The organism is Oscillospiraceae bacterium, from assembly GCA_015065085.1.
Classification (GTDB): Bacteria; Bacillota; Clostridia; order Oscillospirales; family SIG627; genus SIG627.
In genome coordinates this window covers 294823-307887 of the sequence record SVQW01000001.1, presented here as the reverse complement: position 1 = coordinate 307887, position 13065 = coordinate 294823, and the positions used below count along the sequence as shown (strand labels likewise).

The 13065-nt window shown below is 41.8% G+C and carries 9 protein-coding genes; all 9 read right to left on the bottom strand.

Features of this window, described 5'->3' with window-relative positions:
• Nucleotides 1–84: 84 nt before the first annotated feature.
• Entirely contained in the window at nt 85–3156 is a 3072-nt protein-coding gene (locus E7588_01400) for a hypothetical protein (GenBank protein ID MBE6687914.1), read from the bottom strand.
• Nucleotides 3157–3172: 16 nt separating this feature from the next.
• Nucleotides 3173–3628 (bottom strand): DUF4430 domain-containing protein, encoded by a 456-nt coding sequence (locus E7588_01395; protein ID MBE6687913.1) that lies wholly within the window; start codon nt 3626–3628, stop codon nt 3173–3175.
• A gap of 119 nt (nt 3629–3747) precedes the next feature.
• Nucleotides 3748–4956, bottom strand: coding sequence for a Gfo/Idh/MocA family oxidoreductase (locus E7588_01390; GenBank protein MBE6687912.1), 1209 nt, complete (start codon nt 4954–4956; stop codon nt 3748–3750).
• Nucleotides 4957–5078: 122 nt separating this feature from the next.
• Entirely contained in the window at nt 5079–7475 is a 2397-nt protein-coding gene (locus E7588_01385; protein ID MBE6687911.1) for a phenylalanine--tRNA ligase subunit beta, read from the bottom strand.
• 12 nt (nt 7476–7487) lie between these two features.
• Entirely contained in the window at nt 7488–8507 is a 1020-nt protein-coding gene (gene pheS, locus E7588_01380) for a phenylalanine--tRNA ligase subunit alpha (GenBank protein MBE6687910.1), read from the bottom strand.
• Between the two features lie 45 nt (nt 8508–8552).
• Nucleotides 8553–9740: a homoserine dehydrogenase gene (locus E7588_01375; protein ID MBE6687909.1), complete on the bottom strand. Its 1188-nt coding sequence runs from the start codon at nt 9738–9740 to the stop codon at nt 8553–8555.
• Nucleotides 9741–9913: 173 nt separating this feature from the next.
• Nucleotides 9914–11071, bottom strand: coding sequence for a 3-phosphoglycerate dehydrogenase (locus E7588_01370; GenBank protein ID MBE6687908.1), 1158 nt, complete (start codon nt 11069–11071; stop codon nt 9914–9916).
• Nucleotides 11071–12150 (bottom strand): 3-phosphoserine/phosphohydroxythreonine transaminase, encoded by a 1080-nt coding sequence (serC, locus tag E7588_01365; protein ID MBE6687907.1) that lies wholly within the window; start codon nt 12148–12150, stop codon nt 11071–11073. Before serC ends, E7588_01370 begins: the two co-directional genes overlap by 1 nt.
• 119 nt (nt 12151–12269) lie before the next feature.
• A complete protein-coding gene (locus tag E7588_01360; protein MBE6687906.1) occupies nt 12270–13034 on the bottom strand; it encodes a hypothetical protein in 765 nt (254 codons plus the stop codon).
• Between the last annotated feature and the right edge of the window lie 31 nt (nt 13035–13065).

Here is a 13065-nt window from a genome sequence, read left to right as displayed (position 1 = left end):
TTTGATAATTTGTGCAATAACACGAAACAAATATGCCCGATTTTTAACATTAAAAGCGATTGTTTAAAAATCGGGCATTAGATTTTAAATATACTTCTGTTGTGCTGCAAAATAGTTTAGTACACCGTCTGCTAGTGATTTTCCTGCAAGGTCAACATTTTCAGGCTGTGTTATTTGCTCATATTCCTCAGCTGAGGTAATGAATCCAAGCTCAATGAGTGTTGAAGGGAACTTATGATTTCGGCACATTGCAAGCTTCTGAGCGGAAGGTGTGCGTTCATATCTGTTCAATCCTTGCGCGGCAGAAGCCGAAATGCTCTTTGTAAGCAAGCGTCCGCTTTCATTCCACCACAAGCCCAAAAGACCGCGTACACGGGTGACATTGGAAGTATATTCCAGAGAATTATGATGAACCGATATTACAAGATCACTTTGATTTTTATTAAGAAAATCCATTCGTTCATCAAGCGAAACAGTGGTGTCATCACTTCGAGTCATAATAACCGAAGCTCCGTAGGCAACTAAGTATTTTTGAAGCGCTTTTGCCACAGACAAATTCAAATCTTTTTCATTCATTGCCCTGTCACCTTCAGACACAAATCCCAGGGCGCCTGTATCAGTTCCGCCGTGACCTGCGTCAACAATAACGGTAATACCACGCAGTGGATTATCTGATTCAAGGTTGAGTTTTACGGGATTTCTAAAAGTTAAAACTATATAACCGTCTACATATTCAACATTAAAGCCGTAATAATTATCAGCGTTTTTAAGCCTAAATGCATATGTGACACAGTTATCCTTGTCTGCGTTTATCTCAACTTCTTCAAACAGCGGATTTTCAAACATTTCAATAATGGGATTGTGTTCCGTATCAACATTATAAATTTCCAGTGTAAATATACCATTCTTACAGAATCCGTTCACAGGCACATTTTCGGTCACCTCAAACTTTATTGACGTTGATTTATTATCACAATACCCCTCTGCAGATATAATCATGCCATCTGAAAGATTGCCTTCGACAAAATTCGCATTTTTCTCAGCGATATATCCACCGAAACGCAGTTTATAATACCCGTTAGCCAGACTTTCAACATAATCACGCATTCCCACAGATGCAGGCAAATAATCATCATAAAAACTGGAGTCGGGTGAAATTTTTAGGTACGAATAATCGTCAACAACCTGCACAAATGCATTGTAGCCATCAGGCTTCAAAACTACTCTTGAGCCGACAGCATCAGCACTTTCGTCCGAGCGCTTAGCCGTAAATACAATATTTCCCAAATCGGTCATTTTGTCCTGTGGCACATCCACGGGAAGCTTAAATTCGCCGACATAGGTCTGTGCTTCATAGGCAGGCCACGTTTTTACATTGCCTTGCGGTTTTAAAGTCACAGAAAATTCGCCTAACGTAGCTACAACAGCACTTCCTGCAGGAGCAGTACATGAAATAGAAATGCTCTTTCCGGGAGAAGTGATAATATCTGCCGTAGGTACAGCTTTTTTGATAATCATACCGCCGAGGTTAGTATCCTTCGGGGTTACGGATGAATCGGCAGTTTTTAGTGTAATAACGGTATCAATGCCATTCTGAGTAAACTTAAAACTGTTACTGCCACTTTTTATGTCAGCATATATATTAAAATAGCCGTTTTTTGTCTTGGCAAGCTTTTTGCCGTTATAATAAAGCGGATATCCCGGATCAGCTTTTCCGAGAATATAACTTTTGCCAACTCTTACAAAATCAGACGAGTGTGGACTGCCGAATGTTACACTTTCATCAGTAGCATCGACATCGGGGTAAAAATAGTCCTCATAAAACACACTTGCTATTCTGTCACACATGCCATCAATATTGTCGGAAAGCTGGTCAAAACCAAAAAACACACTGCCCTTATATCCATGCCAGCTGCGGGCAAATTCAATCTGACGGGCAATCTCTGTCTTGTCGCTCCAATCAGGATTTTTGTAAAGTGCATGACCGATATACAAATCAACATCAGTACCATCAACAACACTGCTCCACCATTTGCAAACCACATCAAAAGGAGCGGTTTTATGTGACATTTCCCAATAAATCTGAGGACAGATATAATCTACAAGCCCATTTTCAATCCAGTACTTTGAATCTGCATATGTATCAAAATAGCTTTGCATACCATTGGTATCGCTGCCAGCCTTAAGAGAAGATGAATTTGCCCAGATACCCGCGCAGGAAACGCCAAATTCGCACTCACTGTCCGCCTGCTTAACTGCGTTTTTCAAATCACGCACAAACGCATTGATATTTTCTCGTCGCCAGTCGCCACGGTCGGCACCGTTGCCGTACTTTCCGTAACTGTAATCATCTTTAAATTCAGCCGGGACACGTTTGCCGTTTTCATTTGTGATGTAAACGGGATACGGATAGAAATAGTCATCTACGTGTATTCCGTCCACATCGTAGTTATTTACTATTTCAACAGCCCCGTCTATAATCAACTGCCTTACTTCAGGTATTCCCGGGTCAAAATAGAGCTTTCCGTCTTCATATGGTACCGTCCACTCTTTATGTACCACAGCAGGATTATCTTCAGAAAGAGCGTTTACATCTGACTCGAAGGTAGCCTTTGACCCCGGCGTAATGCGAAACGGATTAATCCAGGCATGAAGCTTTATACCATTCTGATGGGCTATTTTTGTCAAGTATTCCAACGGATCAAAATCATCCATGAGCGTTGCCCCCTGTTCACCCGTCAGGAATGCGGATGTAGGGTATATTTCCGACTTATATAATGCATCGGAAGTTGGGCGCACCTGGAAAAAGATAGTGTTAAGATTAGATTTCTTAGCCGTTTCAACTATTGCATTCAGCTCAGCCATCTGCTGTATTTTATTAAGACTCGGTTTACTTGGAAAGTCAATGTTATAAACGGTTGAAATCCAGACACCACGTATTTCCTTATCTTTTTCACAGCCGGCGCGCTTGACGGATATGTAATTCAAATCATTGACAGTGTTTCCGACTGTAATTGTATTTTCATCGTCGTTTTCCGCCAGAGCACCCGTCACATCGGAATTGGCAGTAAAATAATAAACGATTGACCCAAGAAATAGCGTAAGAACAAGTGAACACGAAATGAGCAGTAAAAAAATCGCTTGTCTTCTTTTCATTAAATATTCCTTTCTTTTATTTCGGGAAAGCTTCGCTGTACTTCATATACTTAAACTCTATTGTATTGTCATAGCCTTTAACAATATTATAGTCCGAAGCGGGAGCGGTCGGCATCTCTCCGTTGAAGAAATACAGCCAACCGCGTTCAGCTGAATTATTATAGCCGGCTATGGAATTAACGTAACCATCCAGATGAGCGTATTCAAGTGCATTATCCTCACAAAACTTCTTAAGGAGTTCAAAAGCGGTAATACTTTCGTTATTTTCATATTTTCCGCTGTATTTAACCTCACCGTCAACAATGATGCTGATTGTGTTAAATTTTGCATTAGGGTCAAATACTGCACCCGATGTCCCCACTTCCGAAGTAATATCACCATTTTCGATGCTTGTATTTTCTGCATTACTGCAAGAAGCAAGAAATAGCATGGTTAACAATATAAATATCACCAAAAATAAAAATTTCTTCATTTTATATTCCTCTTATTCATTTTATACATTCAGTATACAGTATATTTATTAAGATTTCTATATAAATTGTGTAAAAAGAAGTCGGGAAAACTTCCCGACTTCTAAAATCCACATCATATTCAGTTGATTTTTTTCTGCTCACCATATGTGCCTTCGGTATCAAGTACTCTTTCGTTCACATTGGACTTTTCTTTTGAGCACTCTATTTTTTCATTGAGCTTTTTGAGGAAAAGCTCTTTATCGATAGGAAGATTAACCCATGCATCCGTCCAGGAAGAAAGCATTGCGGCATTGGAAATCGTAAGACCGTTTATGCCATCGTAACCGGGTGCAATTAACTCTTCGCCCTTGAGAATAGCATTGACGAAATTCTGAGTGATGCCTTTATGCTGTTTAAGAGTGGTATATTCACCATAATCAACATCAATGACCTCCATATCTTCTCCTGTAATACTTGTAGAGGAAGAATTGGCATTGAATTCACGTTCATCAACCTTTAGGCGGTAAAAAGTGAGCTTTGCGTTTTCTGAAACCAGCTTACCCCTTGTACCGGAAATCTCAAGGCGGTTTGTACCGGGGGCCTCACCGGTTGTGGTTATAAATGTACCAACAGCACCATTAGCATATTCGGCATATATTGTGGCGTTATCTTCAACCTCTATATCGTGGTACTGGCCTTCGTTAAGAAAACCTCTTATTCTGCAGGGCATGCCGGTAATCCATTGCCAGAGGTCGAGATTGTGAGGGCACTGATTAATCAGAACACCACCGCCTTCGCCTTTCCATGTAGCGCGCCATCCGCCGGAATTGTAATAGGACTGTGTGCGATACCAGTTGGTGATTATCCAAATAATACGCTTAAGTTCTCCCAGTTCACCACTTTGCACAATTTCGCGCATTTTTCTGTACATTGGATCGGTACGCTGGTTGTACATAATACCAAAGACTTTGCCGCTCTTCTTCGCAACCTCGTACAGTTCTTCAACCTTTTTGGTATAAACGCCAATAGGTTTTTCACTAAGGACATGAATACCTCGATTGAGAGCTTCAATGCCTATAACAGGGTGCAGATAATGCGGTGTGGCAATAAGCACAGCGTCAACAAGTCCGCTATCGAGAAGTGACACGTAATCTTCAAAAACAGCGACATCATAACTTCCGCCGTTTTCATTTTCGAGCTTCTTTTTTGCTGCCGCAAGTTTTTCCGGGGCAATGTCGGCAATAGCAGTAAGCTTAACGCCCTCAATTTCATGTTTACAACCGATATAGTTAAGATGGGCTGTTCCCATGCCTCCCACACCGATTATACCAAGTCTGACTATATCCATAGTTAAGACCTCCATATATAATTTTGGATTAATTATACTCTCGATTTATGAAAATTGCAAGACTTTTTTTAAAAAACCATAATATAATGTGAGTGCACACTATATTATGGTTTTTTTGCTATTTACGAGCGCAAGACTGCGCTATGGTCAAATTCCATACCGCGGATAACCTTTGCGGTAATTTTGTCGGCATCTTCATCGGTAAGAGTTTTATTGTCATCTCTGAGTGTAAGGCTGAAAGCAACACTCTTCTTACCTTCTCCGAGGCGGGCGCCTGTAAATATATCAAACAGCGTTACCGCTACAAGCTTATTACCTGCATACTTGGCAATACATTTTTCAAGCTGTCCAATTTCGACAGAATCATCGCACACGAACGCAAGGTCTCGTGTAATTGCGGGGAATTTGGGAAGAGGCTTATACTCCTTTGTAACCTTGGCATTGGCAAAGAGCAGATCAATATCAACAACAGCAAGATATACAGGGATATCGATAGAATAGTTTTTAAGTACAGTGGGATGTATTTCGCCAAGAGTAGCATATACATTATCCGAATCCTTGACAACCGCACATCTTCCCGGGTGGAAGGTAGAATCGTCAGCACAAGAAATATACTCGTACTTAGTCACACCGCTTTGCTGCATAACCGCATCCATCATTCCCTTGAGGTCGTAGAAGTCGCCGTTATCGTAAAACGCCATAACAAGTGAGGTTTTCTCTACGGGAAGATTACCATCCGAAAGTGTGGGATTATCGGTAATATATGTCTTTGCAAACTCATAAAGAGACACAGCCGGATTTCTGAAATTACGGTTATGAGAAATAACCTCCAGCATCGAGCCAACAGCAGTTGTACGCATTACACTGGTATCCTCGCCGAGAGGATTAATTATCTTAACTGCACATCTGCGAGGATCGTTTTCTGGCATGTTGAGCATATTGAAGGTTTTGGGGCTTATGAAAGAATAAGTCTGTATTTCGGAAAGTCCCAGCGCCTGAACAACCTCCTCCACAGTGTTACGGAATTCAGCCAAGGGGCTGTATCTGCCGCGCTTAACCTCACATTTGAAGTTAGCTGAGGGGAAATTGTTATATCCGTACATTCTGGCAATTTCTTCCGCAATATCCGCAGTCTGCTCAACATCGGCACGGTAAGACGGAGGAATAAGATAATCACCCTCTATTTTGAAATAGAGAGACTTAAGGATTGATTCCATTTTTTCACGGCTGAGACCAAGACCGAGAAGCTTATCGATTTTTTCCGGAGAAAACTCCACTTTTCTTTCCTGATACTTAACGGGATAAACATCAATAAAGCCGTCAACCACATCGCCTGCTTCCAGCATTTCAACAAGCTCACAAGCACGCATAAGTGCGGGCATGGTATACTCGGTATCGATGTCCTTTTCATATCTGCCCGAAGCATCGGTACGAAGACCGAGTGCGCGGGAGGTAAGACGGATAGAGGTTCCGTTGAAATTAGCGGATTCAAACACAACAGTAGTTGTATTTTCATTGATTTCGCTGTTTTCACCGCCCATAATACCTGCAAGGCCTACCGGCTTTTTGCTGTCGCTTATTGTAAGCATATCAGTGGTAAGCTCACGTACATTGCCGTCAAGAGTTGTAACCGTTTCGCCTTGAGCAGCACGGCGGACTACTATCTTACCGCCGTCGATGTAGTTATAATCGAAAGCATGCATAGGCTGACCGTATTCAAGCATTACATAGTTTGTAATGTCAACTATATTATTTATGGGGCGCACACCCATTGCGCGAAGTCTTGAACGCATCCACTTGGGTGACGGCTTGATCTTTACATTCTTTACAACCTTACAGGAATATCTGGGACAAAGGTCAGGATCGCGTACTTCAACGCTGACATAATTATTGACATCGTCACCCGAGCCCTTAACCATAGGTTCCTTAATATTCAACGGCAGGTCAAACGAAGCCGCAGTTTCGCGTGCAAGACCAATTATAGAGTTGCAATCAGGTCTGTTGGGAGTAATTTCAAATTCAACAACAGTATCCCACAGATTAAGAACATCGCGTATATCATCGCCAACCTCGCAGGATTCCTGAAGAATGAGTATGCCGTCTTCAACAGCATATGGAACATCACGAAGCGTAAGATTAAGTTCACCAATGGAGCAAAGCATTCCGTTTGAAGGTACACCGCGCAGTTTTCCTGCTTTAATCTTGACTCCGCCGGGAAGTGTGGATCCGTCCTTTGCAACCGGAACCAAATCGCCTGCTGCAATATTGGAAGCACCGGTAACTATCTGAACAGGATCACCCTCACCTACCGCTATCTGGCAAATGGTAAGGCGATCAGCATCGGGGTGCTTTTCTGTCGAAATAATTCTGCCCACAACAACATTTTCTATATCGTTACCAAGAATTTCAAAGCCTTCTACCTTAGAGCCGGTATCGGTCATACGATCACAGTACTGCTTAGGCGCGGGAAGCTTATCAACATCAACAAAATCACTAAGCCAATTGAAAGATAAATTCATGTTCTTTACCTCCTAAAACTGCGACAGGAAGCGCATATCGTTTTCATACAAAAGGCGCATATCGTCAATGTTATATCTTCTCATTGCAACACGCTCAATACCAAGACCGAACGCAAATCCGGAATACTCTTCGGGGTCTATGCCACAGTTTCGAAGCACATTGGGATGTACCATACCTGCACCGAGTATTTCGATCCAACCCTCACCTTTACAAACGCGACAGCCTTTACCGCCACACACAAAGCAAGAGATATCAACCTCTGCAGAAGGTTCGGTGAAAGGGAAATGATGAGGACGGAAACGAATTCTCGCATCTTCACCAAACATGCTCTTGGCAAACACTTCAAGTGTACCTTTAAGGTCACCCATAACAATGTTTTTGTCAACGACAAGACCCTCCATCTGGTGGAACATGGGAGAATGGGTAGCATCAACCTCATCCGAGCGGTAAACTCTGCCCGGGCAAACAACGCGTATCGGAGGCTTTCCGGAGCGCATTATTCTTGCCTGCATAGGAGAGGTTTGTGTGCGCAGGAGAATTTCGGGATTTATATAGAATGTATCGGTAAGATCGCGGGAAGGATGGTTATCGGGCGCATTGAGAGCATCAAAGTTGTTACTTACGTACTCGATTTCGGGGCCTTCCAGAACATCAAATCCCATACTGAGAAATATTTTCTCGATCTCGCGGGAAGTAGCAGTAAGCGGATGAGTGTGACCGAGTTGACGCTTTTTACCGGGGATGGTAACGTCAATCTTCTCCGCCTTGAGCTTTTGCTTCATGACAACATCAGCAAGTGAGATGCGTTTTTCTTCAATAAATTTTTCTATATCGGCTCTTACTTCATTGGCAAACTGACCGATAACAGGACGTTCCTCAGCACTAAGTGTACTCATCGAACGCAAAATTGCGGTAAGCTCACCCTTTTTGCCCAGATACTTGACCTTTAATTGTTCAAGCTCTTCGGGATTCTGAATGTTATTCAGTTCATCCTTAGCGGCAAGCCTTATCTGTTGTAACTTGTCTTTCATTTCATCTATCCTCTTTAAATTATTTTATTCAACACGAATATATAATCACAGGCATCTGATAACTCTATCAAGCTTGAGATTGTATTTTTCAGCCTTTTCTTCGAGCTGATGTTCTGTCATCGGTGCAGTAATAACAACCGCGCCCTGTGCGTTCTCGCAAAGAATTTCACTATCAGCGAAAGCATCCGAAATATTGCCGCTTGCCTTAACATAAAACGAGAATGGTTGGGTCTTATGGTCACAAATATTGATATTTACTCTGCCAAACTCACGATTGGGAAACGCGGGATGGTTTACCGCCTCAATTATATCGCCAACCATTGCCGAAGCAGTAGGCAATTTACCTGCGCCTCTGCCGCAGAAGGTAACATCCTGAACACAATTGCCGTAAACGGTTACAGCGTTGTAAACATCATCCACATTGGAGAGAATAAAGTCTTTTGAAACCATAAAAGGTGCCACAAGAATCACAATTCCGTCATCGCGCTTCTCGGTATAACCCAAAAGCTTTATGGAGCATCCTCTGCTTTCGGCATAGCTCACGTCCTCTGCAGTAACCGCGGGAATACCCTCTGTGTGAACCTCGTTGGGATCAACAAAAGCACCGAAAACAATATCGGAAATAATACAAATCTTACGGCAGGTATCTATGCCTTCAACATCTGCACGAGGGTCACGCTCGGCATAGCCCTTCTCCTGAGCTTCTTTGAGTGCGTCTGCATACGACTTCTGGTTTTTGAACATTTGCGTAAGGATGTAGTTGGTTGTTCCGTTAAGAATGCCGAACACCTTTGTAATATCGTTACCGCTGAGGCATTTATGCAGAGGACGAATTATGGGTATACCACCGCCAACACTTGCCTCATAAAGATAACGCACGCCGTTTTCGTTGGCGCATTTAAGCATACTTTCACCAAAAGTAGCAACCACTTCTTTGTTGGAAGTGATAACACTCTTTTTAGCATTAAGGCACGCCATGGTATATTCATACGCCGGGTGAGAGCCGCCCATAGCTTCAACTACCACAGAAACCTCATTATCATTAAGAATAATATCTATATCCTTTACGAATTTTTCAGCCGACGGATGGGATGAAAAATCTCTGATATCAAGTACATATTTTACATTAATATCATCACCGCAGGATGTCTTTAAAGCCTCGCTGTTTTTTGTCACCATTTCAAACACTCCGGAGCCTACAACCCCAAAGCCTATCAATGCAATATTTACCACTTGAACACACTCCTGTCAATTAACTATCATAACAGATATTATATCATAATATATTATAAATTTCAAGTAAAATACAACAATTATTTTCAAAAAATGCTATTTTTATTAGAATATAACGTCATTTAAGCAAAAAGCTCCGATGAAAACCATCGGAGCCTTTTTAAATCGAATTCTTATTTAACAAACGCTTTGATAACGCCTTCAATTGCGGAAATATCAGCGATTATCTTATCCGCCACATCTCCGTTAACCTCAATCATGGTATAAGCATATTCCTTTTTGGATTTATTCTGCATGTTTTCGATGTTCACCTTATCTTCGGCAAGAACAGTGGTAATCTGAGAAACCATGGAAGGAATATTTTTGTGAAGAATGCAAATACGCTTATCGGTAGAACGAGGAAGAATTACAGTGGGATAGTTTACGGAATTTCTGATATTACCGTTTTCAAGAAAGTCAATAAGTTCCTCTGCCGCCATGACTGCACAGTTGTCCTCGGATTCGGGAGTAGATGCGCCCAAATGAGGAATAGCAATAATATTATCGACATTGATAGTTTCGGCAGTCGGGAAGTCAGTAACATAGGTTGCTATCTTACCGGATTTTACTGCATCCAGTGTATCTGATGTGTTGAAAAGGTCAGCGCGGGAAAGGTTAATAATTCTCACGCCGTCTTTCATCATAGAATATGTTTCCTTGTTGAACATGCCCTTGGTTTCGGGGGTGGAAGGAACATGCACAGAAATATAATCGCAGTTTTCGTAAATGGTCTTAAGTTCATTTGCTTTTACTATGCTGCGTGAGAGATTCCATGCTGCATCAACAGTCAGATAAGGGTCATAGCCATACACAGTCATACCAAGGTGGGCAGCTGTGTTGGCAACCATAACGCCGATTGCACCCAGACCAATTACACCCAGCTTTTTGCCTTTAAGCTCGGGACCTACAAACTGACCCTTGCCTTTTTCAACAGCTTTCGCAACATCTTCGTTGCCCTCAAGAGTTTTTGCCCATTCAACACCTGCAGTTATCTTTCTGGAAGAAAGAAGCAGTGCGCAGATAGCAAGCTCCTTAACAGCATTTGCGTTAGCACCGGGGGTATTGAAGACAACAATTCCCTTTTCGGCGCAAACATCCAGCGGAATGTTGTTGACGCCCGCACCGGCGCGTGCAATTGCACACAATTCCGGCTCAAACTCCATTTCATGCATGGAGGCAGAGCGAACCATTATCGCAGAGGCTTTTTCTACATTTTCACCAACATTGTACTTTGCATCAAAGAGGTCTGTACCGCATGAAGCAATTTTATTGAGAAGTTTGATATTGTACATTATTTATTTTCCTCCTCAAATTTCTTCATGAAAGCAACAAGCTTTTCTACGCCTTCGATAGGCATAGCATTGTAGATTGAAGCACGCATACCGCCGACGGAACGGTGACCTTTTATATTTACAAAGCCGTTAGCTTCTGCTTCCTTGCAGAACTTCTTGTCCAGATCAGCATCGCCGGTAACGAAGGTAACGTTCATCATGGAACGGGAGCCTTTTTCGACAGGAGCTATAAATCTCTTGGAATTATCAAGGAAATCGTAGAGGATTTTACATTTCTTCTCATTGATTTTCTTCATTTCGGTAAGACCGCCGAGGCTTTCAACCCATTCAAACACAAGCTTTGCAATATAAATTGCATAGCAAGGAGGTGTATTGTACATCGAGTCGTTATCAGCCATAATTTTGTAGTCAAACATAACAGGAGAATTCTCTCTGATATTGCCGATAAGATCTTCTCTTACGATAACAACAGTAAGACCGGAGGGACCCATGTTCTTCTGTGCGCCCGCGTAAATAAGACCGAACTTTGTAACGTCAACCGGTTCGGAAAGAATACAGCTGGAAAGGTCTGCGACAAGAGGAATATCTCCGGTGTCGGGGATTTCGGGGAATTTTGTACCGAAAATAGTGTTATTGAAGCAGATATGAACATAGTCTGCATCGGGACGGATATCTTCTTTCTTGAAGGTAGGAATATATGTAAAGTTTTTGTCTTCACTGGAAGCAAGAACTCTTACGTCACCAAACTTTTTAGCTTCCTGGTAAGCCTTTTTGGAGAACTGACCGGAAATAACATAGTCTGCCTTCTTGTTCTTATTCATAAGGTTAAGAGGTACAGCAGCAAACTGGGTGGTCGCACCGCCCTGCATAAAGAGAACCTTATAGTTATCGGGAATATTCATTACTTTTCTGAAAGTAGCCTGAGCATCTGCAATTATCTTTTCGTACACGGGTGAGCGATGGCTCATTTCCATAACGGACATACCCGAATCCTGATATTCAACCATTTCAGCGGCTGCTTTTTCAAGCACCGGCAAAGGGAGAGAGGAAGGACCTGCGGAAAAATTATAAACTCTCATAGTGTAACTCCTTTAAACAATATATAGATGATAGTATTATACGCCTATTTTTCGTTATAGTCAATAGGTGAATTTTGAATTTTTTGTTATTTTGTAAAAATGTGACTATATTTCAGTAATTATCCGAAATCATATTCAGAAGCTTCAATTCCGTAAATACTGCGTGCGAAATTGATTTCCTCTAACATGTACTTTATGGTATTCTCGCGGACACAAAGTTCTTGTATGTCATTCAGGTAGTCCGCCAGCACTTCAACGGGTATCTCTGTGAAAGCACCGTTGGAATTTTTGATTTTATCAAAGGTGTACACATTACCGTTGCAATATAGCGCATTGGGATTCATAAGTGCTTTTTTAACATCTTCCACATCATCAAGATATAAAGCATCTATCATTTCAGGGGTTAAATCTCCACTGCCATACTCATTGTTAGCTTTGATAAGGTCTTCTTTGGAAATTCCCAGGTCTACAATCATCATATAGATATTGGGAAGGGCATCCATCTCTTGCGGTGTTTTTTTCAAAAACACCTCGTTAACCCAGTTTTCGCTTGATTCTCTGCCAACAACCACGGAAGCAATATAAAGATTATACGTCTCATCCATCCACTCTCTCGAAAAAGTGTAGTCCGAGCCGCCGACAGGTTGAGAAGCAGGGGGTTCCTTTTCAGTGACAACCGCATTATTCTCATTTTCATCTTCGACAGATTCATTTTGCTTTTCCGTTTCGGCGCTGTTGGGAGCTTCGGGGGTCGGAGCGTCCAAAGCTTCGTTGGGCTTAGAATAATCAATTATAATCTCGTCTCTAAAATCCTCATCCTTTTGGCAAGAAACCAGACACAATACAGCGATCATTAAAAGCATAAAATAAATTGTTTTTTTCATACTTTTGTCCTTTCATCATTTATCAAAAAAA

Coding starts and splice junctions, on each gene's coding strand:
- E7588_01400 (MBE6687914.1), bottom strand. CDS start 3,156: ATGAAAAGAAGACAAGCGATTTTTTTACTGCTCATTTCGTGTTCACTT.
- E7588_01395 (MBE6687913.1), bottom strand. CDS start 3,628: ATGAAGAAATTTTTATTTTTGGTGATATTTATATTGTTAACCATGCTA.
- E7588_01390 (MBE6687912.1), bottom strand. CDS start 4,956: ATGGATATAGTCAGACTTGGTATAATCGGTGTGGGAGGCATGGGAACA.
- E7588_01385 (MBE6687911.1), bottom strand. CDS start 7,475: ATGAATTTATCTTTCAATTGGCTTAGTGATTTTGTTGATGTTGATAAG.
- pheS (MBE6687910.1), bottom strand. CDS start 8,507: ATGAAAGACAAGTTACAACAGATAAGGCTTGCCGCTAAGGATGAACTG.
- E7588_01370 (MBE6687908.1), bottom strand. CDS start 11,071: ATGTACAATATCAAACTTCTCAATAAAATTGCTTCATGCGGTACAGAC.
- serC (MBE6687907.1), bottom strand. CDS start 12,150: ATGAGAGTTTATAATTTTTCCGCAGGTCCTTCCTCTCTCCCTTTGCCG.
- E7588_01360 (MBE6687906.1), bottom strand. CDS start 13,034: ATGAAAAAAACAATTTATTTTATGCTTTTAATGATCGCTGTATTGTGT.